This is a genomic window from Brevundimonas sp. UBA7507 (assembly GCF_002478355.1).
GTDB lineage: Bacteria > Pseudomonadota > Alphaproteobacteria > Caulobacterales > Caulobacteraceae > Brevundimonas > Brevundimonas diminuta_D.
Genome location: NZ_DLNP01000013.1, coordinates 596,216 through 621,353, shown reverse-complemented (window position 1 = coordinate 621,353; position 25,138 = coordinate 596,216). Strand labels below are relative to the sequence as shown.

Annotated in this window: 32 protein-coding genes and 1 tRNA gene; 22 read left to right on the top strand and 11 right to left on the bottom strand. The window is 66.6% G+C overall.

From position 1 onward, the window contains the following. The first annotated feature begins 117 nt into the window (after window positions 1-117). The 4 genes from B3D50_RS10560 (at window position 118) to B3D50_RS10545 (ending at window position 3,839) form a co-directional block, all read left to right on the top strand. Window positions 118-1,680: a cytochrome ubiquinol oxidase subunit I gene (locus tag B3D50_RS10560; RefSeq protein WP_040346820.1), complete on the top strand. Its 1,563-nt coding sequence runs from the start codon at window positions 118-120 to the stop codon at window positions 1,678-1,680. A 25-nt stretch (window positions 1,681-1,705) separates the two neighbouring features. Then, window positions 1,706-2,854: a cytochrome d ubiquinol oxidase subunit II gene (cydB, locus tag B3D50_RS10555; RefSeq protein ID WP_286951118.1), complete on the top strand. Its 1,149-nt coding sequence runs from the start codon at window positions 1,706-1,708 to the stop codon at window positions 2,852-2,854. A 22-nt stretch (window positions 2,855-2,876) separates the two neighbouring features. Further along, window positions 2,877-2,996, top strand: a complete 120-nt coding sequence (gene cydX, locus B3D50_RS10550; protein WP_003165496.1) for a cytochrome bd-I oxidase subunit CydX — start codon at window positions 2,877-2,879, stop codon at window positions 2,994-2,996. Between the two features lie 189 nt (window positions 2,997-3,185). Then, the gene (locus B3D50_RS10545) at window positions 3,186-3,839 is read left to right on the top strand and encodes an OmpW/AlkL family protein (protein WP_269297958.1); all 654 of its coding nucleotides are present in this window, start codon (window positions 3,186-3,188) and stop codon (window positions 3,837-3,839) included. Window positions 3,840-3,898: 59 nt separating this feature from the next. Here B3D50_RS10545 and B3D50_RS10540 read toward each other — a convergent pair whose 3' ends face one another. Next, a complete protein-coding gene (locus tag B3D50_RS10540; protein ID WP_286951117.1) occupies window positions 3,899-4,639 on the bottom strand; it encodes a Crp/Fnr family transcriptional regulator in 741 nt (246 codons plus the stop codon). A 59-nt stretch (window positions 4,640-4,698) separates the two neighbouring features. Next, window positions 4,699-5,124 (bottom strand): hypothetical protein, encoded by a 426-nt coding sequence (locus B3D50_RS10535; protein WP_286951116.1) that lies wholly within the window; start codon window positions 5,122-5,124, stop codon window positions 4,699-4,701. Between the two features lie 102 nt (window positions 5,125-5,226). Here B3D50_RS10535 and B3D50_RS10530 point away from each other — a divergent pair, with 102 nt between their 5' ends. From B3D50_RS10530 to rplA, 6 genes are all read left to right on the top strand, one after another. After that, the gene (locus B3D50_RS10530) at window positions 5,227-5,757 is read left to right on the top strand and encodes a pyridoxamine 5'-phosphate oxidase family protein (RefSeq protein ID WP_128720283.1); all 531 of its coding nucleotides are present in this window, start codon (window positions 5,227-5,229) and stop codon (window positions 5,755-5,757) included. Between the two features lie 138 nt (window positions 5,758-5,895). After that, window positions 5,896-5,971 (top strand) — tRNA-Trp (locus tag B3D50_RS10525). Between the two features lie 70 nt (window positions 5,972-6,041). Continuing rightward, entirely contained in the window at window positions 6,042-6,341 is a 300-nt protein-coding gene (gene secE, locus B3D50_RS10520) for a preprotein translocase subunit SecE (RefSeq protein ID WP_003165490.1), read from the top strand. A gap of 13 nt (window positions 6,342-6,354) precedes the next feature. Next, window positions 6,355-6,930 carry a transcription termination/antitermination protein NusG gene (nusG, locus tag B3D50_RS10515; RefSeq protein WP_003165489.1) on the top strand — a complete coding sequence of 192 codons (576 nt, stop codon included), beginning with the start codon at window positions 6,355-6,357 and terminating at the stop codon, window positions 6,928-6,930. A gap of 197 nt (window positions 6,931-7,127) precedes the next feature. Beyond that, a complete protein-coding gene (rplK, locus tag B3D50_RS10510) occupies window positions 7,128-7,559 on the top strand; it encodes a 50S ribosomal protein L11 (protein WP_003165488.1) in 432 nt (143 codons plus the stop codon). 3 nt (window positions 7,560-7,562) lie between these two features. After that, complete coding sequence (gene rplA / locus B3D50_RS10505) at window positions 7,563-8,252, top strand: 50S ribosomal protein L1 (RefSeq protein ID WP_269297951.1); 690 nt, start codon at window positions 7,563-7,565, stop codon at window positions 8,250-8,252. A gap of 93 nt (window positions 8,253-8,345) precedes the next feature. Here rplA and B3D50_RS10500 read toward each other — a convergent pair whose 3' ends face one another. Further along, window positions 8,346-9,509, bottom strand: a complete 1,164-nt coding sequence (locus B3D50_RS10500) for an aspartyl/asparaginyl beta-hydroxylase domain-containing protein (RefSeq protein ID WP_286951114.1) — start codon at window positions 9,507-9,509, stop codon at window positions 8,346-8,348. 190 nt (window positions 9,510-9,699) lie between these two features. Here B3D50_RS10500 and B3D50_RS10495 point away from each other — a divergent pair, with 190 nt between their 5' ends. The 6 genes from B3D50_RS10495 to phhA all read left to right on the top strand — a co-directional run bounded on the left by B3D50_RS10495 (window position 9,700) and on the right by phhA (window position 14,167). Further along, a complete protein-coding gene (locus B3D50_RS10495) occupies window positions 9,700-10,356 on the top strand; it encodes a DUF47 domain-containing protein (protein ID WP_040345695.1) in 657 nt (218 codons plus the stop codon). Between the two features lie 6 nt (window positions 10,357-10,362). Continuing rightward, on the top strand, window positions 10,363-11,364 hold the full coding sequence (locus tag B3D50_RS10490) for an inorganic phosphate transporter (protein ID WP_286951113.1): 1,002 nt from the start codon (window positions 10,363-10,365) through the stop codon (window positions 11,362-11,364). Beyond that, the gene (locus B3D50_RS10485; protein ID WP_286951111.1) at window positions 11,364-11,810 is read left to right on the top strand and encodes an NUDIX hydrolase; all 447 of its coding nucleotides are present in this window, start codon (window positions 11,364-11,366) and stop codon (window positions 11,808-11,810) included. Before B3D50_RS10490 ends, B3D50_RS10485 begins: the two co-directional genes overlap by 1 nt. A 340-nt stretch (window positions 11,811-12,150) precedes the next feature. Next, window positions 12,151-12,666 (top strand): 50S ribosomal protein L10, encoded by a 516-nt coding sequence (gene rplJ / locus B3D50_RS10480; RefSeq protein ID WP_003165479.1) that lies wholly within the window; start codon window positions 12,151-12,153, stop codon window positions 12,664-12,666. Between the two features lie 55 nt (window positions 12,667-12,721). Further along, window positions 12,722-13,102 carry a 50S ribosomal protein L7/L12 gene (gene rplL, locus B3D50_RS10475; protein WP_003165478.1) on the top strand — a complete coding sequence of 127 codons (381 nt, stop codon included), beginning with the start codon at window positions 12,722-12,724 and terminating at the stop codon, window positions 13,100-13,102. 189 nt (window positions 13,103-13,291) lie between these two features. Continuing rightward, window positions 13,292-14,167: a phenylalanine 4-monooxygenase gene (gene phhA / locus B3D50_RS10470; protein ID WP_286951110.1), complete on the top strand. Its 876-nt coding sequence runs from the start codon at window positions 13,292-13,294 to the stop codon at window positions 14,165-14,167. Between the two features lie 352 nt (window positions 14,168-14,519). On the opposite strand, the gene B3D50_RS10465 is transcribed toward phhA, so the two are convergent. The 6 genes from B3D50_RS10465 to B3D50_RS10440 all read right to left on the bottom strand — a co-directional run bounded on the left by B3D50_RS10465 (window position 14,520) and on the right by B3D50_RS10440 (window position 21,654). Then, window positions 14,520-15,950 (bottom strand): alkaline phosphatase PhoX, encoded by a 1,431-nt coding sequence (locus B3D50_RS10465; protein WP_286951108.1) that lies wholly within the window; start codon window positions 15,948-15,950, stop codon window positions 14,520-14,522. A gap of 84 nt (window positions 15,951-16,034) precedes the next feature. Then, window positions 16,035-16,481: a hypothetical protein gene (locus B3D50_RS10460; protein WP_286951107.1), complete on the bottom strand. Its 447-nt coding sequence runs from the start codon at window positions 16,479-16,481 to the stop codon at window positions 16,035-16,037. A gap of 1 nt (window position 16,482) precedes the next feature. After that, the gene (astB, locus tag B3D50_RS10455) at window positions 16,483-17,817 is read right to left on the bottom strand and encodes an N-succinylarginine dihydrolase (RefSeq protein ID WP_286951106.1); all 1,335 of its coding nucleotides are present in this window, start codon (window positions 17,815-17,817) and stop codon (window positions 16,483-16,485) included. Beyond that, entirely contained in the window at window positions 17,814-19,232 is a 1,419-nt protein-coding gene (gene astD, locus B3D50_RS10450; protein ID WP_286951105.1) for a succinylglutamate-semialdehyde dehydrogenase, read from the bottom strand. The genes astB and astD overlap by 4 nt, the downstream gene beginning before the upstream one ends. A 153-nt stretch (window positions 19,233-19,385) precedes the next feature. Then, window positions 19,386-20,393 carry an arginine N-succinyltransferase gene (locus B3D50_RS10445; RefSeq protein WP_286951104.1) on the bottom strand — a complete coding sequence of 336 codons (1,008 nt, stop codon included), beginning with the start codon at window positions 20,391-20,393 and terminating at the stop codon, window positions 19,386-19,388. 4 nt (window positions 20,394-20,397) lie between these two features. Beyond that, entirely contained in the window at window positions 20,398-21,654 is a 1,257-nt protein-coding gene (locus tag B3D50_RS10440; RefSeq protein ID WP_286951103.1) for a hydrolase, read from the bottom strand. 117 nt (window positions 21,655-21,771) lie between these two features. Between B3D50_RS10440 and B3D50_RS10435 the strand changes: the two genes are divergently transcribed. Together B3D50_RS10435 and B3D50_RS10430 are read left to right on the top strand one after the other, a co-directional pair. Then, window positions 21,772-22,230, top strand: a complete 459-nt coding sequence (locus tag B3D50_RS10435; protein ID WP_003165469.1) for a hypothetical protein — start codon at window positions 21,772-21,774, stop codon at window positions 22,228-22,230. 26 nt (window positions 22,231-22,256) lie between these two features. Then, window positions 22,257-22,598 (top strand): ArsC/Spx/MgsR family protein, encoded by a 342-nt coding sequence (locus B3D50_RS10430; RefSeq protein ID WP_286951102.1) that lies wholly within the window; start codon window positions 22,257-22,259, stop codon window positions 22,596-22,598. On the opposite strand, the gene B3D50_RS10425 is transcribed toward B3D50_RS10430, so the two are convergent. Beyond that, window positions 22,595-22,819, bottom strand: coding sequence for a hypothetical protein (locus B3D50_RS10425; RefSeq protein WP_286951101.1), 225 nt, complete (start codon window positions 22,817-22,819; stop codon window positions 22,595-22,597). The genes B3D50_RS10430 and B3D50_RS10425 overlap by 4 nt on opposite strands. A 139-nt stretch (window positions 22,820-22,958) precedes the next feature. Here B3D50_RS10425 and B3D50_RS10420 point away from each other — a divergent pair, with 139 nt between their 5' ends. Continuing rightward, window positions 22,959-23,312 (top strand): ArsC family reductase, encoded by a 354-nt coding sequence (locus B3D50_RS10420; protein WP_286951099.1) that lies wholly within the window; start codon window positions 22,959-22,961, stop codon window positions 23,310-23,312. Between the two features lie 3 nt (window positions 23,313-23,315). Here the strand turns inward: B3D50_RS10420 and B3D50_RS10415 are convergent, their stop codons facing one another. Continuing rightward, on the bottom strand, window positions 23,316-23,552 hold the full coding sequence (locus B3D50_RS10415) for a DUF2188 domain-containing protein (RefSeq protein ID WP_003165466.1): 237 nt from the start codon (window positions 23,550-23,552) through the stop codon (window positions 23,316-23,318). Window positions 23,553-23,728: 176 nt separating this feature from the next. On the opposite strand from B3D50_RS10415, the gene B3D50_RS10410 reads away from it, so the two are divergent. From B3D50_RS10410 to B3D50_RS10400, 3 genes are read left to right on the top strand one after another with little or no spacing between them, the layout of a single operon-like run. Further along, window positions 23,729-24,106 (top strand): DUF6249 domain-containing protein, encoded by a 378-nt coding sequence (locus B3D50_RS10410; RefSeq protein WP_088409930.1) that lies wholly within the window; start codon window positions 23,729-23,731, stop codon window positions 24,104-24,106. Window positions 24,107-24,132: 26 nt separating this feature from the next. Then, a complete protein-coding gene (locus tag B3D50_RS10405; RefSeq protein WP_286951097.1) occupies window positions 24,133-24,690 on the top strand; it encodes an RNA polymerase sigma factor in 558 nt (185 codons plus the stop codon). After that, window positions 24,680-25,099 (top strand): hypothetical protein, encoded by a 420-nt coding sequence (locus B3D50_RS10400; protein WP_286951096.1) that lies wholly within the window; start codon window positions 24,680-24,682, stop codon window positions 25,097-25,099. Before B3D50_RS10405 ends, B3D50_RS10400 begins: the two co-directional genes overlap by 11 nt. Window positions 25,100-25,138: the final 39 nt, after the last annotated feature.

Sequence of the window (25,138 nt, the reverse complement as noted above, 5' to 3'; positions counted from 1 at the left end):
TAGTTCAAGTCGCTGTCGCCCGCTTTGATCAGGATCAAGGCGCGCCAAACGGCGCGGCTTTAGGTTATAGTAGAACGCCGGTCGATGGGGGCTGGCGGTCAGGAGCCTGAACCCATGATCGACCTGGCGGTCGTAGACCTGTCACGCCTTCAGTTCGCACTGACGGCGCTATACCACTTTCTATTCGTGCCCCTCACATTGGGCCTCTCCTTCATGCTGGTCATCATGGAGAGCATCTATGTGATGACCCGCAGGCCCATCTGGCGGACGATCACCCGCTTCTGGGCCACGCTGTTCGGCATCAACTTCGTGCTGGGCGTCGCCACCGGCATCACCATGGAGTTCCAGTTCGGCATGAACTGGAGCTACTACTCGCACTACGTCGGGGACATCTTCGGGGCGCCGCTGGCGATCGAGGGCCTGATGGCCTTCTTCCTGGAAGCGACCTTCGTGGGCCTGATGTTCTTCGGCTGGGACAAGCTGAAGCCGGTGACCCACCTGTTCGTCACCTTCCTGACGGCGCTGGGCACCAACCTGTCGGCCCTGTGGATCCTGATTGCGAACGGCTGGATGCAGAACCCGGTCGGCGCGGCCTTCAATCCGGACACCATGCGTATGGAGGTCACGGACTTCATGGCCGTGCTGTTCAACCCGGTGGCCCAGGCCAAGTTCGTCCATACCGTTTCGGCCGGCTATGTCTGCGCCTCGGTCTTCGTGCTGGGCGTGTCGGCCTTCTATCTGCTGAAGGGCAAGCACAAGGGCTTCGCCAAGCGGTCGATGACGGTGGCCGCGGCCTTCGGTCTGGCCTCGTCGCTGTCGGTCGTGGTTCTGGGCGATGAGTCGGGCTACGCTCTGACCGACAACCAGAAGATGAAGCTCGCCGCTCTGGAGGCCATGTGGCACACCGAAGAGGCCCCGGCTGGCCTGACGGCCATCGGCTTCCCCAGCCTGGAAGATCGCAAGACCCACTACGAGGTGAAGATTCCCTATGTTCTGGGTCTGATCGCCACGCGCAGCGTCGACAAGCCCGTCGAAGGCATTCTGAACTTGGTGGCCATAGCCGAGGATCGCATCGAGCGCGGCGTCGTGGCTTATGACGCCCTGGAGAAGATCAAGGCTGATCCGACCGACATGGCTGCGCGCGGCCAGTTCGAGACGGTCCGCAACGACCTGGGCTACGGTCTGCTGCTCAGACGCTATGTCGAGGATCCGCGTCTGGCCACGCCCGAACAGATCCAACTGGCGGCCTGGAGCACGGTGCCGAACGTGCCTGTGATGTTCTGGACCTTCCGCGTCATGGCGGGGATCGGTTTCCTGATGATCGGCCTGTTCGCCACGGCCTTCATTCTGTGCACCCTGCGCAAGCACGAAACCCGGTGGTTCCTGCGTCTGGCCGTTCTGGCCATTCCGCTGCCGTGGATCGCGATCGAGTTCGGCTGGATTCTGGCCGAGGTCGGCCGCCAGCCCTGGGCCGTGGAAGGCGTCCTGCCGACCTTCCTGGGCGCATCCAGCCTGACGGTGACGCAGTTGTGGACGACGATCATCGGCTTCACCGTGCTTTACGGCGCCCTGGCCGTGATTGAAGTGGGCCTGATCCTCAAGGCCATCAAGAAGGGCCCCTTCCACGAACAGGAAGCCCAGGACGAGTCGGCGGCAGACGCCGAACCGGCCGTGGCCTGACGCTTCAGATCAAGGATAATCGAAGATGGAACTTCCTCTCGACTTCGCCACGCTTCGCCTGATCTGGTGGGGACTGGTCGGCATTCTGCTGATCGCCTTCGCCCTGACGGACGGATTCGACCTGGGCGTCGGCGCCCTTCTGCCCTTCGTCGCCAAGACGGACGAAGAGCGCCGCATGGTGATCAACACCGTCGGCGCCACCTGGGAAGGCAACCAGGTGTGGTTCATCCTGGGCGGCGGCGCGATCTTCGCCGCCTGGCCCTTCGTCTACGCCGTCAGCTTCTCCGGCTTCTATCTGGCGATGTTCCTGGTGCTGTCGGCGCTCATACTGCGCCCGGTCGCGTTCAAGTATCGCTCCAAGCGGCCCGAAGCGAAGTGGCGCTCGATGTGGGACTGGGCGCTGTTCATCGGCGGCTTTGTGCCGGCGCTGGTGTTCGGCGTGGCCATGGGCAACGTCCTGCTGGGCGCGCCCTTCCGCCTGACCAGCGAACTGCGCGCCTTCTATGACGGTTCGCTGCTGGGCCTGTTCACGCCGTTCACTCTGATCGCGGGTCTGCTGTCCGTGGCCATGTTGGTGTTGCACGGCGCCGCCTGGCTGGGGCTGAAGGCCGAACGCGGGCCCGTGGCCGACCGCGCACGCATGATCGGCACCGTCGCCGGCGTGCTGAGCATCGCCCTGTTTGCGATCGGCGGCCTGATGGTGGCCTATGGCGACATGGGCTTCCGCATCACCGGCGCCCTGGACGTCAACGGCCCGTCGAACCCGCTGCGCACCACGGTGGAGGCGGTCTCGGGCGCCTGGATGGACAACTACGGACGCTATCCGTGGATGATGATCGCTCCGGCGCTCGGTTTCCTCGGCGCGGCGGCGGCGGTCCTGGGCCTGTGGCGGCGCAGCGAGCCCCTGGCCTTCGGCGGTTCGTCGCTGTCGGCGGTGGGCATCATCTCGACCGTCGGCCTGTCGATGTTCCCCTTCATCCTGCCCAGCACGATCGACCCGCAGTCCAGCCTGACGGTGTGGAACGCATCGTCCAGCCACTTGACGCTGTTCATCATGCTGCTGGTGACGCTGATCTTCCTGCCGCTGATCCTTCTCTACACGGCCTGGGTCTACAAGGTGCTGTGGGGTCGTTCCACGACCCAGGCGCTGCGCAGCAACCCCGACCTCTACTGATCCCGCGAAAGGAGATCATTCCATGTGGTATTTCGCCTGGATCCTGGGCCTGGGGCTTGCGGTGCTCTTCGGAGTGCTGAACGGCCTGTGGCATGAGTTCCAACTGTCGGACGCCGGAGACGAGGGCCATTCAGAGCCCTGACGCTTCGGCCGCTGATACCGACTGAAAGATCCCCTTCGGCGCTTGTCGGAGGGGATTTTTCTTGGCCGAAACCGAAGAAATATCCATGGCTTGCGATGGATCAAGGCTGTGCGGCGGTTGCAGGCGCATGGTCGGCAAGACATCGAAGCCGGGCGTTTTTCGATCCGGCGAATGTCGGGGATTAAACTAATGAAAACCGCCGCCGCATTGATCGCCTCCGTCAGCCTGCTGACCGTCGCAGGCGCCGCCTCGGCCCAGAACGCCGCGCCTGAACAGGTAGGCAAGGGCTCGTTGATCGTCACGGCCCGCATGACGGGCGTCCTGCCGCAGGCCGACGACGCCATCGTCACCGCCGCCGGGGCCGACAGCGGCCTGAAGGTCGATGTCGGTGACGACTGGATGCCGACGCTGGGCTTCACCTATTTCGTCGCCGACCACTGGGCCGTCGAGGCCATCCTGGGCGCGACCCAGCACGAGGTCCGGGCCAAGGGCGGCGCGACCGATGTTGCGGTGCATGAGACCTGGGTGCTGCCGCCGGTGGTGACGCTGCAATACCGACCGACGCCGAACGCGACGGTCAGCCCCTATGTCGGGGCGGGCGTCAGCTACATGGCCTTCTTCAGCGGCAAGGATAAGAACGGCTTCGAGGTCGATCTGGACAACGGCTTCGGCGTCGCGCTTCAGGCCGGAGCGGACTGGAACCTCTCTGGCCCGTGGACGCTGAACCTGGACGCCAAGAAGGTGTGGTTCGATACGGACGCCAAGATCAACGGCGGCGCGCTGAAGAGCAGCGTCAGCCTGGATCCCTGGGTCGTGTCGGTGGGCGTCGGCCGCAAGTTCTAAAGCCGATGCGGGGAGGGGCGCGGAACGTCAGGCCGCGTCCCCTATCCCTTAGCCCAAGATCAGGCGGCGCCTTCGCCCAGGGCCTTCAGCGCGGCCGGATCGGGCAGGGCGACGTCATTGCCGGGCAGCAGCTGGATCAGGCCCGAGGTCTTGAACTGGGTGAAGACCCGGCTGACTGTCTCGATCGTCAGGCCCAGGTAGTCGGCGATGTCCAGCCGCGTCATCGGCAGGTGGACGTGGCCCACGGCGCCGCCCAACTGCACCTGACGCTCGGACAGGCGGGTCAGGAAGCTGGCCAGCCGCTCGCGCGCCGTCTTGCGCCCCAGAAGGACGATCTGTTCCTGCGCGGCCATCAGCTCGTCCCCGGCCAGGGCCACCAGGCGGTGCTCCAGCGCGGGCAGGGCGTTCAGCAGTTGATCGAAGTCGCCGCGCCGGAACCGGCAGGCGTTCAGCGGCGTCAAAGCCTCAGCCGTAAAGCTGGACGGCCCGCGCCCGCCCAGGCCCAGGAAGTCGCCCTGGAACAGGAAGCCGGTGATCTGGCGTCGTCCGTCGGGCAGCAGGCGATACAGCTTCACCGCCCCGTCCACGACGTTGAAGACATAGGGGTTCGGGTCGCCTTCGTGGAACAGGGCCTGGCCGGGCTGGGCGGTGACGCTTTCGCTGGCGCAAGCCATGCTCTGCAGCTCATGACCCTTCAGGTCCGCGCACACGCCCAGCGGGCGGGCGCCGCAGGTGGAGCACGGATGGACGTCTTCCAGACGCACCTCTTCGGTTTCGGCCTGGGCCGCAGCGGTGTTCACGAATGTCGTCTCCCGGATAGCGCGGCAGTCTAGGCGATAAGCGGCCGATTCCGAATAGGTCAGCCTGTCCTAGCTGTCAGTTCGACGGCGCAGTCCGGTGCGGCGGCTTCCTCCGCGTAGCGCAGCCGGGCGCCCAACTGACAGGCCAGGGCGGTCAGTTCGACGGCCAGGCTCTGCCGCACCAGGGGGCGCACGCCCATTTCGCGCACCACGAAGGGGCCGGCCCACAGGGTCTCGCCGTATTCCAGATCGGGCTGCCGCCACCAACTGACGAAGCCCAGCACTCCGCCGCGCTGATTGCGGGCGCTGAGGATGCCCCGGCTTTCCGGCGCGGCGCGCCAGGCGGTCAGGAAGGCGTCCCACTGGGCCGGCTCCAGATTGGGCCGCCACAACCGCGCCAGGGCGAAGGCGGCCGGCGCCTCGGCTTCGCTGAGGGGGGCCACCTCCAGGCGAGGCGCATCGGACGCGAAGCGGGACTCTGTCATGGGGGCATTGGAACCGAAGGGGGGGGCAGCCGCCTTGATCTGCGTCAAGGCTGCGTCGAAGCTGTTCAGCCAATCTGCCTCGCCATCTTCTGGAGAAACGCCATGAGCTCGACCTCGCGCATCACCCCGATCCACGGCGGCGCGGTGGCCGCCATCCTCAAGCTGCTGGACAGCCAGAAGCTGATGACCCTGGCCGTGAACCGGGCCGATGGACGGCCGCAGGCGGCGACACTGGGCTATCTGAACGATGGGCTGAACCTCTATTTCGTCACCGCTCGCGACAGCGAGAAGCTGAAGAACATGACCGCCGATCCGCGCGTCGGCGTGGCCGTGCGCGGCGTGGGCGAGGAAGGGGAGGCGGTCGGCGTCTCCATCGACGGCCGCGCAGAGGAGGTCACGGACGGCGACGAGGTGAAGCGGCTGAACGACCTGATCATCGCCCGCTCGCCTGACCTCAGCCCCTGGGCGCCCGGCGGCGACGCCGTGGCGGTGGTGAAGGTGATTCCCGAAGAGATCGAGGCGGTGGCGGTGGTGGACGGCCGCAGCCGGGCCCAGACCTTTTCGATCGGCGATTCCGACGCCCTGGTGAAAGGGCTGAGCTATGAGCCCAGCGCCGTGGCCCGTCTGTTCTGAGGAAAATCCGCGACTTCGCGTGTCTGCGGCGCAGATGGCCCTTGAAATGACGGTGGGGCTCGGGCATACGCCCCCCTCTGGCGAGGGTCGCGCCGCTGGGTGGATATCCACGGCGCGCTGATCTTTGTCCGGGACACTAGGAGTGTAGCTCAGCTGGTAGAGCATCGGTCTCCAAAACCGAGGGCCGGGGGTTCGAGTCCCTCCACTCCTGCCATTCCCCCTGTTGTGATCGCCTGGGACTTCCCATGTCGAGCAGCAGGATCCAGAGGTTGAAGAGACGTCAAATGGCCAAGGCGAAGACCCCGGGCGGCCGCCGCACCACGGGGACCAAGACCGCAGCAGCCGCGCAAGGCGCAGCGACCGTGGCCGTCGACGCGCCCGCGCCGAAGAAGAAGACGTCCATCCCGCAGTTCATCAGCGAAGTTCGCGCTGAAGCCCGCAAGATCGTGTGGCCCAGCCGCAAGGAGACCTGGATCACCTCGGTGATGGTCTTCATCATGGTGCTGATCGCGGCCGCCTTCTTCTGGATCGTCGACACGGGTCTCGGCTTCGCGTCCCGCATCATCCTCAGCCTTGGCCAATAAAGGAGACGCGCACATGACCGATGCAGCGCCCAAGCCGGCGGCCAACCCCCGCCACAAGTGGTACATCGTCCACGCCTATTCGAACTTCGAGAAGAAGGTCGCCGAACAACTGCGTGACCAGGCCAAGCAACAGGGCCTGGAAGACGCCTTCTCTGAAATCCTGGTTCCGACCGAGGACGTCATCGAGATCCGCCGCGGCAAGAAGGTCAACGCCGAGCGCAAATTCTTCCCCGGCTATGTGCTGGTGAAGATGGAGATGACCGACGAGGCCTATCACCTGGTCAAGAACACGCCGAAGGTCACAGGCTTCCTGGGCGCCGCGGGCGGCACCAAGCCCCTGCCGGTCTCGGAACGTGAAGTCCAGAACATCATCGGCCAGGTGGAAGAGGGCGTCGAGCGTCCGAAGCCCACCATCCGCTTCGACATCGGCGAGAACGTCAAGGTCATTGACGGCCCGTTCGCCAGCTTCGACGGTCAGGTCGAAAGCGTCGACGAAGAGAACGCCCGCCTGCGCGTGGCCGTCTCGATCTTCGGGCGCCCGACCCCGGTCGAGCTGGAGTACAATCAGGTGGAGAAGGTCAGCGCCTGATCGGCTGCTGACGCCACGCAGAGATCGGGACCGTCTTCGGGCGGTCCCGTTTGCGTTTTCAGGGTCTGCCTGCTAAACGCGCGCCTTCGCTGGACGGTCTTCGAGTCGCCCGGCGGCAAATCCGTGGAAGGCAGCCATGCCGCACCACGGCTCACCGGCCGGGCGCATCGTCGCCGGGTCATTCATAGGAGAGACCAATGGCCAAGAAGATTCTCGGCTATATCAAGCTGCAAGTGCCGGCCGGTTCGGCCACGCCTTCGCCCCCGATCGGCCCGGCTCTGGGTCAGCGCGGCGTGAACATCATGGGCTTCTGCAAGGAGTTCAACGCGCGGACCGAGAAGGAAGCCAAGGGCACCCCGCTTCCGACCGTCATCACCGTCTATCAGGACAAGTCGTTCACCTTCATCACCAAGACGCCGCCGGCGACCTGGTATCTGAAGCAAGCCGCCGGCATCAAGTCGGGCGCCAAGCTCGTCGGCCGCGAGTTCGCCGGCAAGATCACGCAGACGCAACTGCGCGAAATCGCCGAGAAGAAGATGAAAGACCTGAACGCGAACGACCTGGACGCCGCGTCGCGTATCATCGAGGGCTCGGCCCGCGCCATCGGCATTCAAGTGGTGGAGGGCTAAGACATGGCTAAGCTGACCAAAGCCCATAAGGCCCGCACGGGCGTCACCGAAGACCTGCTGGCCTTCTCGGACGCCATCAAGCTGGTGAAGGACAACGCCAAGGCCAAGTTCGACGAGTCGATCGAAATCGCCATCAACCTGGGCGTCGACCCGCGTCACGCCGACCAACAGGTCCGCGGCGTGGTGAACCTGCCCTCGGGCACCGGCCGTGACGTCCGCGTCGCCGTCTTCGCCAAGGACGCCAAGGCTGAAGAAGCCAAGGCGGCCGGCGCCGAGCACGTCGGCGCTGAAGACCTGTACGAGAAGATCGCCGGCGGCTTCATGGACTTCGACCGCGTGATCGCGTCGCCGGACATGATGGCCCTGGTTGGTCGTCTGGGTAAGGTGCTGGGCCCGCGCGGCCTGATGCCGAACCCGAAGGTCGGCACCGTGACCCCGAACGTCGCTCAGGCCGTCAAGGACGCCAAGGGCGGCGCCGTCGAGTTCCGCGTCGAGAAGGCGGGCATCGTCCACGCCGGCATCGGCAAGGCCTCCTTCACCCAGGACGCCCTGGAAGCCAACGTCAAGGCCATCGTGGACGCCCTCGTCCGCGCCAAGCCGTCGGGCGCCAAGGGCACCTATGTGAAGCGCATCGCCCTGTCCTCGACGATGGGCCCCGGCTTCAAGATCGACCCGGCTTCGCTGGGCGCCTGATCCGGCTTCACGGCTAAGAATGACGACGGCCCCGGAAGAGCGATCTTCCGGGGCCGTTTTCTGTGGGGCGGGCTTGAGAGGCCAGTCGGGGTTTCAGCCTCCCGTGAACTCTCGCTGCGCCTTCATCATCTCGGTGATCAGCCGTTTCTCGCCGTCGTCGAGATAGGGGTTCCAGACATCGAAGATCAGGATGACGCGCATGGCGTCAGCCTCATTCCACGCCTCATGCTCGATGGTGTCGTCAAAGACCCAGGCGCGGCCCATCTCCCATTCGCGCACCGTATTGCCCACGCGGAAGCGCGCCGGTCCCGGTAGGACCAGCGGCAGGTGCGTCAGCAGGCGCACGTTCGAGGAGCCGGTGTGCGGTGGAATATGCGTCTTGGGCTGAAGCGCCGAGAACATGGCGGTAGGGGCGAAACCGTCCTGATCGGCCATGGGCAGGCTTTCCAGCAGGGCGGCGGTCCGGGGCGCGCGGGCGCAGACTTCATCCTGACGGAGACCGTCCTTCCATAGGAAGAGGGAGCTCCATTTGCGTGAGTGGTTCAGTTCGCCCCACTGATTGACCGGCGCGCCCTTAGGATAGGCGATGTAGGGCGAGAACTCGTCGAAGGCGGTTTCGAGCAGGGTCGCCAGTTCGGCCTGGATGACAGGGGTCGCCTCTTCCAACTGCGCCAGCCAGGGAAACAGGGTGCGGTCATAGAAGGGGATGACCGGCAGACGCGGATAGTTGAGCAGGAGCGGCTGCTGCTTGGGCGGCTGTTTCAGACCGGCGTAGATCTCCAGGCCTTCTTCAAAGCGATCCCGGCTGGCTTCGCCCAGCTCGGCCTTCAGCGGCGCGATGCGATCTTTCATGAACTCGGCCAGCGCCTTGGCGTGTCGGTCGATCAGGTTGCTGGCGTAGTCCATCTGGCTGACGACGCCGGGCGGACAAGAGGCGCGCGGCGGGGCGATTTTCAGGGCGTTGCGATAGACTTCGACCGCCGCCTTGGTCTGATTGATCTTCTCCAGCATGGCGCCCTTGGCCAGCAACGCCATGAAGTCGTAGGGCCGCATGTCGAGCGCGTCGTCCAGGACGCGAAGAGAGGCGTGGTAGTCGCCCAGAAGGCGCAGGGCGACGGCGCGGTTCAAGGTGGCGTTGTGCGTCTGGCCGAATTGATCCGCCTGATCCAGCAGCCGCAAGGCGGAGCGAGGGTCGCGACGAGCGAGGGCCTGTCCGGCTTCGACGAGCAGGCGCTCCTGCTCCGCAGGGTAGGTCATGACAATTTAGGCCGTTATTCGAACACAAAGATGACATTTTCTTCATGCGCCTCGGCTGGAACGGCGTCAATGGCCGGGGGAGAAATCCGAGAATCCGTATGCGGATGACTTGACGAAGAGGCCGGAAGCCGGGACTTGGGGCGCCGGCTCGGTCCTCGATATGCGCGAGGCGGCCTTGCGGAGACGCCCCATGCTCAACTGGTTCCAGGCGCTGTTGCCGAAGGAAGACAACTTCTTCCGGCTGTTCGACGCCCACGCTCAGTCGCTGGTTCATGGCGCGGGCGCCCTGCGTCAGATGATGAACGGCGGACCCGCAACCGGCGAATGGTGCGCCAAGGTGGTCGCCCATGAGGAAGAAGCCGACGAGATCGCGCGCGAGGTGCTGTTCGCCGTACGCCGTAGCTTCATCACTCCGTTTGACCGTTCGGACATCCGCGGCCTGACCAACTCGCTGGACGACACCATCGACCAGATGCAGAAGGCGGCCAAGATCGTCACCCTGTACGAGATGCGCGACTTTTCGCCCAAGATGCAGGAGCTGGCCGACATCGCCGTCGAATGTGCGGCCCTGACGCAGGAGGCCTTCGGCCTGCTGCCGGCCATGCGCAAGAACCATGAGCGGCTGGCGATCCTGACGGAGCAGATCACCAATCTGGAAGCCCGCAGCGACGACCTCTATGACGCGGGCATGAAGGCGCTTTATGAGGCGCACCGGCACGACATGACGGGCGGCAACACCCTGGGTTTCATCATCGGCAGCCAGTTGCTGGATCACCTGGAGAAGGTGATCGACCGCTTCGAGGACGTGGCCAACCGCATCAACGGCGTTCTGGTCGAGCACCTGTAGGACACCATGGATCACGCCCTCCTGATCCTGGTCTTCCTGATCGGCGTCGCTCTGCTGTTCGACTTCCTGAACGGCCTGCACGATGCGGCCAACTCGATCGCCACCATCGTCGCCACGCGCGTCCTGCCGCCGATCTATGCGGTGGGGTGGGCGGCCTTCTTCAACTTTATCGCCTTCCTGTTCTTCGGTCTGCACGTCGCCGACACCATCGGGCGCGGCATCATTTCGCCGGACGTGATCTCGGACCAGGTGATCTTCGGCGCCCTGATGGGGGCCATCAGCTGGAACGTCATCACCTGGCTGGGCGGGATTCCGTCGTCCAGCTCGCACGCCCTGATCGGCGGCCTGCTGGGAGCGGGCATCGCCAAGGCGGGGACCAGCGCCGTGGTCGTCGCCGGGGTGCTGAAGACGGTGGGCGCCATCTTCATGTCGCCGGCCATCGGCTTCCTGCTGGCCCTGCTGCTGGTGCTGATCGTGTCCTGGCTGTTCGCCAAGGCCAATCCCAACTTCGCCGATCGCATCTTCCGGGGTTTGCAGTTCGTGTCGGCCTCGGCCTATTCCCTGGGTCACGGGGGCAACGACGCCCAGAAGACGATGGGGATCATCGCCATCCTGCTTTATTCGCGCGGCCTGCTGGGCGGCGAGTTCCATGTGCCCTTCTGGGTGGTCATCACCTGTCAGGCGGCCATCGCCCTGGGCACCCTGTTCGGCGGCTGGAAGATCGTTCACACCATGGGATCGCGCATTACGCGGCTTAGCCCCCAGCAGGGTTTCTGCGCTGAGACGGGCGGGGCCATCACCCTGTTCGCGGCGACCAGCATGGGCATTCCGGTGTCGACCACCCACACCATCACCGGCGCCATCGTCGGCGTGGGCGCGGCCAAGCGCGTCTCGGCCGTACGCTGGAGCGTGGCGCGCAGCATCGTCACCGCCTGGTTCATCACCATGCCCGCCGCCGCCGCCATCGGCGCGCTGTTCTACGCCCTGGGCGGGCTGTTCCTGACCTGATGTCCAGCAAGCCCCGTACCTTGTCTTCGGAAACGCGCCAGATCGCGGCCTTGCCTTGGCGGCATGGCTCGAACGGCGTGGAGATCATGATGATCACCTCGCGCGAGACGCGGCGCTGGGTCATCCCCAAGGGCAACCGCATGGCGGGCAAGACCGACGCCGAGGCCGCCGTGATCGAGGCCTATGAAGAGGCAGGCGTTCAGGGGGACGTCATGGGCGCGCCGATCGGCTGGTTCCGGTACGGCAAGCGGCTGAAGTCGGGGCGGGTCCAGGCCACCATAGCGAGCGTCTATCCGCTGGAGGTCTTCATCCAGCTGGGCGCCTGGCCCGAGGACGCCCAGCGCGAACGTCGCTGGATGTCCACCGAAGACGCCGCCGCAGTGGTGGACGAGGACGAACTGGCTGAATTGATCCGCGATTTCGATCCGGGGCGCGGAGCAGAGTAGGGCGTTTCGGCCCCCGCTGCCTGAGCGCGCCCTCAAAGCGTTGATTTTCCCGCCGGGCCGTGTATAGAGCCCGCATCTCGTCAGGGCCTCGGTTCTGACGACGCCTGTCCGAGAACTTCGGGATGCGGGGGTCGCCTGCGTCGTAAACGTCCAGAGAGCCCTCTGGCGCCGTGGGGAGATGGGGATGCAAAGACCTTTTGCCTGCCGGCATCCGGCGGGCGGGCCACGCTTCCTTCGGACAATAAGACCGGCCTGAACGCTGTGCAGCGATGCATGGCGCTTAAGCCAAATCCGTCGTCGGGAATAAGCCCGGCGGCGAATACCAAAACTGGAGACCACAATGGACCGCGCACAAAAAGCCGAGTCGATCGAATCGCTGAAGAGCGTGTTCGCCGACGCGGGCGCCGTGGTCGTGACCCACAACCTGGGTCTGACCGTTGTGGAGATGGAAGACCTGCGTGGTCGTCTTCGTAAAGAAGGCGGCGCGTTCAAGGTGGTGAAGAACCGTCTGGCGCTCAAGGCGCTGGGCGTCGAGGAAGGCAGCGAGTACCACAGCCTGTTCAAGGGCCCCGTGGGCATCGCATACGCCGCCGATCCCGTCACCGCCGCCAAGGTCACGGCCGAATTCGCCAAGGGCAACGACAAGTTCGTCATCCAGGGCGGTTTCATGGGCGACAAGGTTCTGGACGCCAAGGGCGTCGAGGCCCTGTCCAAGCTGCCGTCGCTGGACCAACTGCGCGGCAAGCTCATCGGCCTGCTGCAAGCCCCGGCGACCAAGGTTGCTGGCGTCCTGCAGGCGCCGGCCGGCCAACTGGCGCGCGTCTTCAACGCGTACGCGACCAAAGACGCCGCCTAAGCCCCGTCATCTCTGCATATCTCTCTGAACCTCATCCTACCGAAGGAAGACTAAAATGGCTGATCTCGCCAAAATCGTTGAAGAACTGTCGGCTCTGACCGTCCTGGAAGCCGCTGAACTGTCGAAGCTGCTGGAAGAGAAGTGGGGCGTTTCGGCCGCCGCTCCGGTCGCCGTCGCCGCCGTCGCCGGCGCTGCTGAAGCCGCTCCGGCTGGCGAAGAGCAAACCGAGTTCACCGTTGTCCTGGTTGACGGCGGCGACAAGAAGATCAACGTCATCAAGGAAGTCCGCGGCGTCCGCACCGACCTGGGTCTGAAGGAAGCCAAGGACCTGGTCGAAGGCGCTCCGCAGCCGGTCGTCGAGAACGTCTCGAAGCAGACCGCTGAAGAGCTGAAGAAGAAGCTGGAAGAAGCCGGCGCCAAGGTCGAAATCAAGTAAGATTTCGGATCTGGCCTCTGGATATCCAGAGACAGCTTTCAAAGCGAAGCGGGTCGGAGGGAAACCTCCGGCCCGTTTTCCTTTGCGCCGCGCCGCGCCACGAAAGCGCTGCAACAGCCGTGCGTGACGTGGACGAAAACGCGCGCTAATCTGCCCCGAAAGGCCATCAGAGCCGTGAGGAGCGTCCCCATGTCCGACTTCGAGCACGTTTTCGAGCAGCCGCCGGAAGGCGCCGCCGCCGACTGGACCATTCCTCAGAACTGGTCGGCCTATACCGAGGTCGAACACCAGACCTGGAACACCCTGTACGAGCGGCAGATGAAGATACTGCCGGGCCGCGCCAGCGAGGCCTTCATGCGCGGCCTGGACGCGCTGGACCTGAACGCGGGCGGCATTCCCGACTTCGAGATCATCAACCCCAAGCTTCAGGCCCTGACCGGCTGGACCGTGGTCTGCGTGCCGGGGCTGGTGCCGGACGAGGTCTTCTTCGACCACCTGGCCAACCGCCGCTTCGTCTCGGGCCAGTTCATCCGCAAGCCGGACCAACTGGACTACCTGCAGGAACCGGACATCTTCCACGATGTGTTCGGCCATGTGCCGATGCTGACCGACCCCGACTTCGCCGCCTATATGGAGGCCTACGGCAAGGGCGGGCAGCGGGCGGCGTCGCTGGGGATGCTGCCGAACCTGGCGCGCCTGTACTGGTACACGGTCGAGTTCGGCCTGATGCAGGAGGCGGGCGGCCTTCGCATCTATGGCGCGGGCATCGTCTCTTCGGCCACTGAGAGCGTCTTCAGCCTGGAAGACCCTTCGCCGAACCGTCTGGGCTTCGACCTGGAGCGGGTGATGAAGACCCTCTATCGGATCGACGACTTCCAGCAGGTCTATTTCGTCATCGACAGCATCGAACAGCTGAAGCGTGAGACGCTTCAGGACTTCGGCCCGATCTACGACCGTCTGCAAGGCGCCGAGGCTCTGCCGATCGAGGCCGTGCTGCCGGCCGACAAGGTGTTCACGCACGGCACCCAGGCCTACGCCGCCAAGGGCGGGCGGTTCGCCGCATAGGCGGCGCGCCTTTTCCCTCCCCATGAAGGGGAGGGAGAAAAACAGAGTCCAATTCGTCTGAATCGTCTGAATCTCTCCTCTGCGGCGGCGCGGGGGAGGGATCATCGCATGGGCGCAGGCGACGGTGTGAAAGCGCAGGTCTACGCGCGCCGACGCCGGAAATTGCCTGCGCTTGGAGGGGGAGGATGCGCTGACAGCCCTCTGTCCGTCACCCTTGGGCCTGTCCCGAGGGCCCATCGGGGCCTCACCCGCTACGGTTAGCGGTTAGGCGCGGCGATTAGACTCCGTGCTCGGGAGCGTGAGCTGAACCTGGGCCCTCGGGACAAGCCCGAGGGTGACGGAATGGGGGCCCTCAGACCCTGAACCGCTCCCACGGGCCGGTGACGGCCAGCGTCATGCCGGGGGAATACAGGTTCACGAACATGGTCCGGCCGTTCGGGGCCCAGCAGACGCCCGCGAACTCGGTGTTCGACTCGTCGGCGTCGTGGCGCATGGCGTTGCGGGCGATGGCGTAGACGCGGCCGTCGGGGGTGACGCCCTTCACGTGTTGAGTTCCGACCTGCTTGTCCTCGCAGCCGATGACGTGGCCGTTCGGGGCGATGGCGATGTTGTCGACATAGTCCAGCACGGCGCGGTCGCCCGCCTCGACGAACAGCTCCAGCATGCCCGGCTGGCCGGCCTCGTCCGACTGGCCCTCGCGCGGGCTGGGGACGTACCGCATGATCTGACCGTGACGGCCGACGCCGCCCGAGGTGCAGGTGAAATAGAGGTGATCTCCCGCCCAATGGACGCCTTCGCCGCGCGCGAACAGGGCCGCGCCCGAGGCGTGGCCGCGCAGGGACAGGTCGCCGTCGGGGCTTTCGACGTGATCCAGATCGACCCAGCGCACGGCCAGGCGCTGGCCCTGGCGCCACAGGACGTCGTTCCAGTTGCGGGTGTCGCCGCGCGCCTGATCGACCAGGGCCAGGGCCTGAAGGCGGCCGCCGGCGTGCAGGCGGCGCGGGTCGGTCGGCAGGTAGCGGTAGAAGAGGCTCTCGGCCGTGTCCTCGGTCATGTAGACGACGCCGGTGCGCGGATCGATGCAGGCGGCCTCGTGCTTGAAGCGGCCCATGGCGCGGATCGGGGTCGGATCGACCAGGCCGGTCGCGCGCGACGGCACCTCGAACACCCAGCCGTGGTCCTGGGGCAGGCCGTCCTTGGTCCCGGCGACGATCTCTTCGCAGCTCAGCCACGAGCCCCAGGGGGTGACGCCCCCGGCGCAGTTGACCGCCGTGCCGCCCAGGCTGAGGTGCTGGCGCTCGGTGCGGCCGGTCTTGAGGTTGTAGACGACGGTGGTCGTGCCGCCGCCCAGCGGGGCGACCGCGCCGTCCGTATCGGGGTAGACGCCGTAGACGCGGGCGCGGTCCAGGTCGCCGACCAGACGGTGGTTGGCGCCCCAGGCGCTGGCGTTGAACTCCAGCGGATTGACCTCGTGGTTGCGGACCAGGATCACCCGGTCCTCGTCCAGCCCGAAACAGCCCATGCCGTCGAACTTGTCGGGGGTCAGCAGGCCGTCGGCCATGGTCTCGCCCGCCTGGGACACGACGCGGTAGGAGAAGCCTTCGGGCAGGTCCAGCAGGCCGTAGGGGTCGGCCTTCATCGGGCCGTAGCCGAACACCTCGTTGCGCGAGGGGCCGTCGACGAAGCCGCCCGGTTCGGCGGCCATGGCTTGGGCGCGTTTGGCGTAGCCCGACAGGGCGAGGGCGGCGGCGGAGGCCATGAAGGCGCGGCGTGAAGCGATCATGCCCCGTGCTTACGAGCGGTGCATTACGGTCCGATGACGGCGGCTTGACCGCAGCGTGACGAGGGCTGCGGCCGATGGTCCTGTCTAGCGGCCCAACCGCGGCCAGGCGGTCCAGGTTCCGATGGCGTAGGCGAGGCCATAGACGAGGACGATCAGCGAACTCCACCAGATGAAGGGCATGATCCCGGCCGGACCCTGGGGGTTCAAGATCATGGCGGGGATCAGCACCAGGCCGCGCGCCAGATAGATGAGGCTGATAAGGATCAGCCCGGTCCTCAGCAGCGGAAGCCGGGGAAGGACGCCCGCGCCGGAGAAGGCGTAGGCGGCCCAGACCGTCAGGACTGTCGCTATCCCCGTCGTGATAAGGGGCGGATACCAGTGCCCCGCCTCGGCCATGCGGGTTATCTCTTCGCCCGCGCCGAAGAAGCGATAGCCTTCCGGCCCTATGCCGATCACCACAAGGTGGAGGGCGGCGGCCAGAAGGCTCAGGACGCCGCCTGCGATCAGCCAAGGATTGCGAGGGCGCGACACGTCAGATCCGCTGGAACGGATAGAAGCCGCCGCCGAGGTTCAGGATCTGCGTCAGCGCGTCCAGCGCGCCGCGCGTCTCGTCCAGCAGGGCGGGGTCGGCCAGGTCTCGCGCGGTCAGGCTGTCGCGATACCAGCGGCGGCCCCAGTCGGACAGGCGGGCGTGCAGGGCGTCGGTCAGGCGCATGGCCGGATTGGTCGCCGCCAGCTCGGCCTCGGTCAGGACGACCCTGAGACGGAGACAGGCCGGGCCGCCGCCGTTGCGCATCGACTGGCGCACGTCGACGTATTCGACATGGCCGATCGGGCCGTTGGAGGCGGCGAGGTTTTGCGCGACCGCATGGCTGCGCGGGTTGTCGCGCGTCTCGGTCGGGCAGATCAGGGTCAGGCGGTCCTGGCCCGGAACGCGGATCAGCATGGAGTTGAACAGATAGGAGCTGATGGCGTCGGCCAGCGGCAGGTCGACGGCCGAGACCTCGACGAACTGCGGCTGGAAACCGTCGGCGGCGGCGCGGATGGCGGCCTTGGTCGCTTCCGTGTCTTCGAAGGCCAGCTCATGGAAGAAGAGGGTGTCCAGCGCCCCGACGCAGACCACGTCGTTGTGGAAGGTGCCGCCGGCGATGGCGGCCTTGCCCTGACGCGCCAGGACGGCGCCGGACGCTTCGTGGCGGCGCATGATCGCTTCGGACGCCTCGCGCGTCTGGCGGGCGGGATAGGGACCGTCCCAATGCTCCCAGGCCTCGCGGCCCCAGACCATCAGATTGACGCCCGCCTCGCCGTGATCGCGGCACAGGCGGACGTGGTTGGCCGCCCCTTCGTCCGCCAGATGGGCGACCGAGGGCAGGGCGTCGTGGACGGCGAAGCGGCTGGCGTCGGGGAAGAGGGCGTCCAGCGCGCGCTTCGTCTGATCATGCTCCAGACTGCGGTGTAGATTGGTGATCAGGTTGGCGGGGGTGAAGTGGACGCGGCCGTCGGCGGCGTCGGCGCTGGGCGTCACCGTGGCGGCGTTGGCGGCCCACATGGGCGAAGCCGAACAGGCGGCGGCGGCGAAGGAGGGGGCGTCCTTCCATGCGCGTTCCAGCACCTGGGCGTCGGAGCCCGAGAAGCCGAGGTCGCGCAGGAAGGGGATGTTCGGCCGCTCATGCGGGGGCAGGACGAACTGGGGCAGGCCCAGGTCGGCCAGGGTCTTCATCTTGTCGAGGCCCTGCAGCACGGCCGCGCGCGGGTTCGACGCCTCGCCCTTGTTCAGGCTGGACGCCAGATTGCCCGGCGACAGACCGGCGTAGGAGTGGGTCGGCCCGATCAGGCCGTCGGCATTGGCTTCGACAGCGGAAGTCATGCGCGCAAGCCCTTGATCTCGTTTTCGATGTTCTTGACCGATCCCGCCTCGAAGCTGGCGACCGGATAGGCGCAGTAGTCGGCGGCGTAGTAGGCGCTGGGGCGGTGGTTGCCGGAGGCGCCCAGGCCGCCGAAGGGCATGTCGCCTGCCGCGCCCGTGGTCGGACGGTTGAAGTTCACCACGCCCGCGCGGATGCGGTTGATGAAGCGGTCCCAGTTCTTCGCATCGTCGCTGACCAGGCCTGCCGACAGGCCGTATTTGGTGGCGTTGGCGGCGGCGATGGCGGCGTCAAAGGTGGGGACGCGCAGCACCTGCAGGAAGGGGGCGAACATCTCTTCGTCCTCGACCGCGACGCCGGTGACGTCGATGATCGCAGGCTTCACGAAGGCGCCCGGAAGGTTGTCGACCGGACCGGAGGCGCGGATCACGCGCGCGCCCGCGTCGATGCGCTGTTGCAGGGCGGCCAGCGCAGCAGTCGCCGCCTTCTCGGAGATCAGTGGTCCGGCGTAGGGCTCGGGATCGCTGTCCCACGGGGCGAAGTTCAAACGGTCGGACAGGGCCGCCACCGCTTGGACGATGGCGTCGCCCTGGGCGCCTTCCGGCACGATCAGGCGGCGCGCGCACGAGCAGCGCTGGCCGGTGGTGACGAAGGCGGACTGGACCACAATGCCTGCGACAGCCTCGGCGTCGGCGGCGTCCCAGACGACCAGCGGGTTGTTGCCGCCCAGTTCCAGCGCCAGAATGACGTGGGGATCATCGGCGAACTTGCGACGGAAGTGTGCGCCTGCCGCGCCCGAGCCAGTGAACATCAGGGCGTCGATGGGCTGGTCCAGCAGGGCCGCGCCGGTGTCGCGCCCGCCCTGCACCATGTTGAACACGCCCTTGGGCAGGTCGGCGGCGTCCAGGCATTCGGCCATCAGCTGGCCGGTCAGGGGCGTTTCCTCGGAGGGCTTGAACACGACCGTGTCGCCCGCCAGCAGGGCCGGGACGATGTGGCCGTTGGGGAGGTGGCCGGGGAAGTTGAACGGGCCGAGCACCGCCGAGACGCCATGCGGGCGGTGCCGCAGGACGGCGCGGCCGAAGGCGGTTTCGCTGCTGCGCTCGCCGGTGCGTTCGTCATAGGCGCGGATCGAGATGTCGACCTTGCCCGCCATCGAGGCCAGTTCGGTCTTGGTTTCCCACAGGGCCTTGCCAGTCTCGCGACTGATGGCCTCGGCCATTTCGGGGGCGCGCTCTTTCAGGACGGCCTGATAGCGTTTCACCGCGTCGATGCGGTCCTGACGCGGGCGGTCGGCCCAGTCGGGGAAGGCGGCGCGGGCGGCCTCGACGGCGGAGGCGACCTGGGTGGCGGAGGCGGCTTCGCCTTCCCAGACGGTTTCGCCGGTGGCGGGGTTGGTGGAGATGAAGTGGGTCATATCAGTATCCGCTCATCCCGGCGGACGCCGGGACCCAGTACTTTGGCCGCATCTGAGCGGCGGGACGAAGGGCTATGTCAAATCGGCAGGCGTGGTGCCCGGGGCTCTCACTGGGTCCCGGCGTCCGCCGGGATGAGCGGGAAATCCCGAGAATCACGACTTCACCCGCACCGTGGCGCCGTCTTTGATCTTCAGGGCGGCGGCGACGTCGGGGGTCATGTGAACGGTTTCGCCGTCCACCAGGACGCGGGCGCGCACGGCGCGGAAGGCCGAGACGCTGTCGGTCGAGACTAGGCTGGGCAGTTCGACCTCGACCTCTTTCTCGATGCGGGCGGTCAGGACGCGGGCGTCGCGGACGGTGCGGATGTTGTCGCGGCCGCAGGCCACCGTCGGACCGGCATCGAAGATGTCGACCAGGCCGTTGGGGCGGAAGCCTTCGGATTCCAGCAGGGCCATGGCGGGCACGCCCTGCGGGTGGACCTTGCCGATCACGGCGCGCGCGGGTTCGGGCAGCAGGTCGATGTAGATGGGGTGGCGCGGGGCCAGGTCGAGGATGAACTGCTTGTCGGTCGAGCCGCTCATGCGGTCGGCGTCGTCGAAGTCCATGGGGAAGAACTTGTGCGCCACATGGTCCCAGAAAGGGCAGTAGCCGTCGGGCGTGAAGACGCCGCGCAGTTCGGCCAGCACGTTGTCGGCGAACAGATCCGGCTGGGCCCCGATCAGCATATAGCGCGACTGGCTGAGCAGACGCCCTGCGCCGCCCTTGCGACGGTCGGCTTTCAGAAACAGGGAGCCGACCTCGGTCCAGCCGGTGCACTCGTTCACCAGCACCAGGGTCTGGTGGTTCAGCTTTACGTTCAGCGACGGCGACTGGACGGTGTTGTTCACAACGCGGAAGCTGAAGAAGGGCCGCTTCAGCCCCACGGTCGCCTTGACCGAGCCGACGCCGTCGATGTCGCCTGTGTCGCCGTCTTCCAGCATCAGGGTGTACCAAGCCTCTTCCGGCGCGATCTTGCCCTCGAAGCTGGCCTTGCTCAGCTCCAGGCGTTCGCTGAGGACGTCAGCGTCCTCCGGCAGGCTGGTGAAGCCGGGGCCGGACAGGATGGCCAGTTCGAGCAGGTGGTGAAGGTCGGCGGGGCCGGCGGGGCGAACAACGAGCATGCGGTTACATCGTCTCCAGTCGGAGCTGTTTCAGTTTGAGGGCGTCGATCTCGCCCGAGGCGATCTTGCACAGGATCAGGGCCGACAGCTGCGCCCGTTCGACGAAGCTGGCGGGCCAGGCGAACTCCTGGTCCGAGTGGATATCGCCGCCGACGACGCCCAGGGTGTCGACGTTGGGCAGGCCTGCGGCGTGCAGGTTGTTGCCCTCGCAGACGCCGCCGGACGGCTTCCAGGCGATGGTCTGGCCCAGCAGGTCGCCCGCGTCGCGCACGGCGTGGAACAGGGCGGTCTGGCTGGCGTCCATAGGCTTGGGCGCGCGGGTCATGCCGCCGTGCAGGTCCAGCGTCAGGCCGGGGAAGGGCGGCTCGGCGGCGAGGGCGCGCACCGTTTCATCGATCCAGGTCGCGCTCTGGGCGTCCGGCACGCGGACGTTGAAGCGGACCACGGCGTTGTCGGCCACGACGTTGAGGGGGCCGCCGCCTGCGATCTTGGCCACATTGACGGTGACGTCCTCGCGCTGGCCGTTCAGGCCGTGCAGGCGGGCGGCGATGATGGCGGCGCCCGCGACGGCATTGGCGCCCTCGTGGAAGGCGCGGCCCGCGTGGGCGGCCTTGCCGGTGACGATCAGGTGGAAGTTGCCGCTGCCCTTGCGCTCGCTCGCCAGGGTTCCGTCGGAAAGGGCGGGCTCATAGGTCAGGCCGACGTGGCCGCGCGCGCCCAGTTCCGCCAGCAGGGGCGCCGAGGCGGGCGAGCCGATCTCTTCATCGGGAGACAGCAGCACGGTCCAGCCGACGCGGGCCTTGTCGGGGTGCGTCTCGAAGGCTTCCAGCGCGGCCAGCATGACGCTGATCCCGCCCTTCATGTCGGCGATGCCGGGGCCGTTCAGGGCGCCGTCGGCGCGCGCAACGACGGTCTGGAAAGCGCTGTCGGCGGGAAAGACGGTGTCGTAATGGCCGGTCAGCACGACCTGAAGCGGGGCTTCGGGCCGGGCGACGATCTTCAGGCAGTCGGCGTAGCTCTCGGCGATGACCGCGCCGCTGTCGGCGACGGTGGTGGAGCCTTGCGTCGGCACGCGCTCGACCGTGGCTGCGTCGAAAGCGGCGCGCGCCGTGGCGTCCAGAACGTCGAGAATCCGCGCCAGGCCTTCGGCGTGGCGGCTGCCTGAGTTGATGTTGGACCAGTCGACGGCGCGCTGAACTATGGCGTCGCTACGGGCCGCGACGTGATCGAGCACGGCCTGATCTTGAGGTTCGATCCGCATGGCGGCGACCCTAGACGGGCGGGCGCCAAAGGTGAAGGTGGGGCGATATCTCTCTCACGCACTTGGGATTTCGGCCTTGAGCGGGATAGTTTCTCCGCCTCAGTCAGGGAGTCGCGCATGAACCGACGGATCGCACCGCCCCAACCGTTCGCCCCGGTCGATTCGACCGAGACGGCGAGGGCGCTGGCGCGCGGCAGCGCCTGGGCCTTCTGGATCTGGGCGGGCGTGGGCCTGATGCAGGCCGGGCTGGTCTGGTTCCTGAGCGCGCCCGAACAGGCGGAGTTCCGCGGGGCGACGACGGGTTTCGCGGTGGTTTTCTCGGCCGTGGCCGCCGTGCTGGGCCTGGTGCAGTGGCGCCGGCCCAACCGCATCCTGCCGGTCTTCGGCCTGGCCTGGGCGCTTTATGAACTGAGCGCGATGTCGGTCAGCCTGATGGTCGGGGCGTCGCCGGCCGCGCCGGGGCTGCCGGGCTGGAGCGTCGGCGTGGCGGGGGCCGGCATGGTGCTGTGCCTGCTGCTGCACATCGGCGGCCTGCGCGGGGCGGGGAAGCTGGCGCAAGACGGCCTCAAGGCCTAGGTGAGGACGCAGACAGGAGCCTGACCATGACCGTCACCCTTTACCACAACCTGAAATGCTCGACGTCGCGCAAGGCGCTGGAGCTGCTGCGCGAACGCGGGATCGAGCCGACGGTGGTCGAGTATCTGAAGACCGGCTGGGACGCCGAGACCCTGAACCGCCTGGCGCGCGAGACGGGCGGGGGGCTGAAGGGCCTGCTTCGCAAGAAGGAGGCGAAGGCCGCCGAGCTGTTGGCCGCCGACGCGGATGACGCGAGGGTCCTGGCCGCGATGATCGAGAGCCCGGTCCTGGTTGAACGCCCGATCGTCGAGACGCCCAAAGGCGCGGCGATCGGTCGGCCGGTCGAGACGGTGCTGGGGGTGCTTTAGGGGCTCTTGGTTTTCCGAGCTTCTGCCTCCTGCGCTCGAATATGGGCTTCAACGGCCTCTGCCGCCTCTGCGGGGACTTCGGCGCGAGCTTCAACAGATTGCTGGACGCCTGCGATCTTGCCTGCCTCAACAGGCGTCGTCACCTTTGCGCTGACTTCATGGCGGGGCTCGGAGCAGGCTGATATGAGCACCAGGGTCGTTAAGGCTGCTGAACGCTTCATCTTCGCCTCCGTTTGATAACGTGACTCTTTCAAGCGAGCGTTGGTCCGTCGAGTGAAGATTTCTTCATGCGACAGGTAAATTGACCCCTCCGCGCTTCGATGCCAGACCCCGGCTGTTCGTCACGCTTGGAGTTCGCCCATGACCCGCACCCTGTATGGCATCAAGGCCTGCGACACGATGAAGAAGGCGCGCGTCTGGCTGGATCAGAACGGCGTCGCCTATGACTTCCATGACTACAAGGCCGCAGGGGCGAACCGCGCCGATGTGGAGCGCTGGGTCGCCGAGCATGGCTGGGAGAAGGTGCTGAACGGGGCGGGCACGACCTTCCGCAAGCTGTCGGACGCCGACAAGGCCGACATCAACGCCGCCAAGGCGGTGGACCTGATGCTGGCCCAGCCGTCTATGATCAAGCGGCCGGTGCTGGACCTGGGCGACGGGCGCACCCTGTTGGGCTTCAAGCCGGACGTCTACGCCGCCGCCCTGAAGGGCTGAGGCTCAGTCCTCGACGGCGGTGGTCGGGCGGTCGTGGCCGTCGGCGCGCTCGGTGACCCACTGGCCCGACGCGTCTTCATATTCGATCCAGAACGTGCGGTCCGGCACGCGCTGTTCGCGCGCCGCGGCCGTAGCCGCCGCCAGCGCCGCCGCGTGGCTGGGGAAGGTCTCGGAATAGCTGTCGCCCAGTTGGTAGGCCCAGCCGCCGTCGTGCTGGACGATGCGATAGGTGATGGTCATGCGCCGCTCCGAAGAGATCGGCGACAGCGTTGAACGCCGTTTCGGGCGTGTCGAGTCACGCTGTGGTGACGCATTACGAAGAGTTCATGCGCGCAACTGCATCCGTAGGCGATCATCGCCGCCTCTTGTGATCAGAAGGCCGCCGCATCAGGCTCGGCCGAACAGGGGTCAAACTCATGGACGAAGTCCTCATTCCGCTGACATTCTTTGCTATGATCGCGGCCATCGTTCTTGTGCCGTCGTGGCTGAAGAGCCGCGAACGGCGCGAGATGCAGGCCACGTTGCGAGCCTCCATCGAGAAGGGGCAGTCCCTTCCGCCGGAAGTGATCGAAGCCATCAGCAAGGACAATGCGAAGGCGGTCCCGACGGCCGCGCGCGATCTGCGGGCGGGCGTGATCCTGCTGTCGGTCGCGATCGGCATCGCCCTGTTGGGCTATGCGGTCAGCTTCGCCGACTTCGACGCCTTCTATCCCATCGTCGGGGGCGCTGCGATCCCCGGCATGATCGGTCTGGCCTTCATCATTCTGAGCTTCTTCAACAAGAACAAGGGCTGAGGCGGGTCGGAACAGGGAAAGCCGTCATGGCCCGAGACTTACGCGATCTGCACGACGTCGAGTTGGCCGGGCTTGCGGCCGGCGGCGGCCGCCGCGAGTTCGGCGAACTGGTTCGTCGGCACGGCTCGGCGGTGCGGGGCCTGCTGCGCCGCATGGGCGCCCAGCCTGCGCTGGCCGACGACCTGGCCCAGGACGCCTTTCTGCTGGCGTTCGAGAAATGCGCCGAGTTCCGGGGCGAGGGCACCTTCGCCGCCTGGGTCAAGCGCATCGCCGCCCGCATGTATCTGAAGCGCATTTCGAAGGAGGCGCGCTATGTGGCTGAAACCGAAACGGAAGATGTCGCGCCTGCCGTCGACAGCATCGGCCGCGTCGATCTGGATGAGGCCCTGCGCGGTCTCAGCGATGCGGAACGCCTGTGCGTCTCCCTGTGTCACGGCCCGGGCCTGTCGCACCCGGAAATCGCCGCGGCCATGAATTTGCCGCTTGGAACGGTGAAATCTCATGTCAAGCGTGGTCTGGATAAACTTCGGGCCCGGCTCCAGCCGGGGCCGGTTACAATCGGGAGCGCATCTCATGTCGGCTGATGAATTCGACCCGACGATCGAGCGCCTGTTCGCGCAGACGCCGCACTTTCCCGATTCGGTCTTCTTTGAAGCGGACGTGGCCGCGCGGCTGAACAAGGCCTCGCGCGTGCGGTCCGTGGCCCTGTCGGCGGCGGGGGTGATCGGGGGCCTGATCGCGGTGCGCGAACTGCTGGGCGTCAACTTCCAACTGGGACCGAACGGCTTCACCGCCCAGGCGGGCGGCGGCGTCGATTCGGCCGGAGCCCAGAGCGGGCTGGCGCTTCAGTCGCTGCTGGAGCGGAGCGGGCTGGGCGATGCGGCCCTCGGCTCCATTGGCTCCATGGGCGGGATGCAGATGTTCTGGGCCACGGCCGGGGTGCTGGTCGCCTTGCTGGCGGCGGGCGTTGTGAAGCTGTCGCAACAGATCTGAGCGCCGTTTTCCCGCCCCAGTCCCGGCTTAGGGCTGGAA

Excerpts from the sequence above, each read along its gene's own strand:
- cydB (WP_286951118.1), top strand. The coding sequence starts at position 1,706 with ATGGAACTTCCTCTCGACTTCGCCACGCTTCGCCTGATCTGGTGGGGA.
- cydX (WP_003165496.1), top strand. The coding sequence starts at position 2,877 with ATGTGGTATTTCGCCTGGATCCTGGGCCTGGGGCTTGCGGTGCTCTTC.
- B3D50_RS10545 (WP_269297958.1), top strand. The coding sequence starts at position 3,186 with ATGAAAACCGCCGCCGCATTGATCGCCTCCGTCAGCCTGCTGACCGTC.
- B3D50_RS10535 (WP_286951116.1), bottom strand. The coding sequence starts at position 5,124 with ATGACAGAGTCCCGCTTCGCGTCCGATGCGCCTCGCCTGGAGGTGGCC.
- B3D50_RS10530 (WP_128720283.1), top strand. The coding sequence starts at position 5,227 with ATGAGCTCGACCTCGCGCATCACCCCGATCCACGGCGGCGCGGTGGCC.
- secE (WP_003165490.1), top strand. The coding sequence starts at position 6,042 with ATGGCCAAGGCGAAGACCCCGGGCGGCCGCCGCACCACGGGGACCAAG.
- nusG (WP_003165489.1), top strand. The coding sequence starts at position 6,355 with ATGACCGATGCAGCGCCCAAGCCGGCGGCCAACCCCCGCCACAAGTGG.
- rplK (WP_003165488.1), top strand. The coding sequence starts at position 7,128 with ATGGCCAAGAAGATTCTCGGCTATATCAAGCTGCAAGTGCCGGCCGGT.
- rplA (WP_269297951.1), top strand. The coding sequence starts at position 7,563 with ATGGCTAAGCTGACCAAAGCCCATAAGGCCCGCACGGGCGTCACCGAA.
- B3D50_RS10500 (WP_286951114.1), bottom strand. The coding sequence starts at position 9,509 with ATGACCTACCCTGCGGAGCAGGAGCGCCTGCTCGTCGAAGCCGGACAG.
- B3D50_RS10495 (WP_040345695.1), top strand. The coding sequence starts at position 9,700 with ATGCTCAACTGGTTCCAGGCGCTGTTGCCGAAGGAAGACAACTTCTTC.
- B3D50_RS10490 (WP_286951113.1), top strand. The coding sequence starts at position 10,363 with ATGGATCACGCCCTCCTGATCCTGGTCTTCCTGATCGGCGTCGCTCTG.
- B3D50_RS10485 (WP_286951111.1), top strand. The coding sequence starts at position 11,364 with ATGTCCAGCAAGCCCCGTACCTTGTCTTCGGAAACGCGCCAGATCGCG.
- rplJ (WP_003165479.1), top strand. The coding sequence starts at position 12,151 with ATGGACCGCGCACAAAAAGCCGAGTCGATCGAATCGCTGAAGAGCGTG.
- rplL (WP_003165478.1), top strand. The coding sequence starts at position 12,722 with ATGGCTGATCTCGCCAAAATCGTTGAAGAACTGTCGGCTCTGACCGTC.
- phhA (WP_286951110.1), top strand. The coding sequence starts at position 13,292 with ATGTCCGACTTCGAGCACGTTTTCGAGCAGCCGCCGGAAGGCGCCGCC.
- B3D50_RS10465 (WP_286951108.1), bottom strand. The coding sequence starts at position 15,950 with ATGATCGCTTCACGCCGCGCCTTCATGGCCTCCGCCGCCGCCCTCGCC.
- astB (WP_286951106.1), bottom strand. The coding sequence starts at position 17,817 with ATGACTTCCGCTGTCGAAGCCAATGCCGACGGCCTGATCGGGCCGACC.
- astD (WP_286951105.1), bottom strand. The coding sequence starts at position 19,232 with ATGACCCACTTCATCTCCACCAACCCCGCCACCGGCGAAACCGTCTGG.
- B3D50_RS10445 (WP_286951104.1), bottom strand. The coding sequence starts at position 20,393 with ATGCTCGTTGTTCGCCCCGCCGGCCCCGCCGACCTTCACCACCTGCTC.
- B3D50_RS10440 (WP_286951103.1), bottom strand. The coding sequence starts at position 21,654 with ATGCGGATCGAACCTCAAGATCAGGCCGTGCTCGATCACGTCGCGGCC.
- B3D50_RS10435 (WP_003165469.1), top strand. The coding sequence starts at position 21,772 with ATGAACCGACGGATCGCACCGCCCCAACCGTTCGCCCCGGTCGATTCG.
- B3D50_RS10430 (WP_286951102.1), top strand. The coding sequence starts at position 22,257 with ATGACCGTCACCCTTTACCACAACCTGAAATGCTCGACGTCGCGCAAG.
- B3D50_RS10425 (WP_286951101.1), bottom strand. The coding sequence starts at position 22,819 with ATGAAGCGTTCAGCAGCCTTAACGACCCTGGTGCTCATATCAGCCTGC.
- B3D50_RS10420 (WP_286951099.1), top strand. The coding sequence starts at position 22,959 with ATGACCCGCACCCTGTATGGCATCAAGGCCTGCGACACGATGAAGAAG.
- B3D50_RS10415 (WP_003165466.1), bottom strand. The coding sequence starts at position 23,552 with ATGACCATCACCTATCGCATCGTCCAGCACGACGGCGGCTGGGCCTAC.
- B3D50_RS10410 (WP_088409930.1), top strand. The coding sequence starts at position 23,729 with ATGGACGAAGTCCTCATTCCGCTGACATTCTTTGCTATGATCGCGGCC.
- B3D50_RS10405 (WP_286951097.1), top strand. The coding sequence starts at position 24,133 with ATGGCCCGAGACTTACGCGATCTGCACGACGTCGAGTTGGCCGGGCTT.
- B3D50_RS10400 (WP_286951096.1), top strand. The coding sequence starts at position 24,680 with ATGTCGGCTGATGAATTCGACCCGACGATCGAGCGCCTGTTCGCGCAG.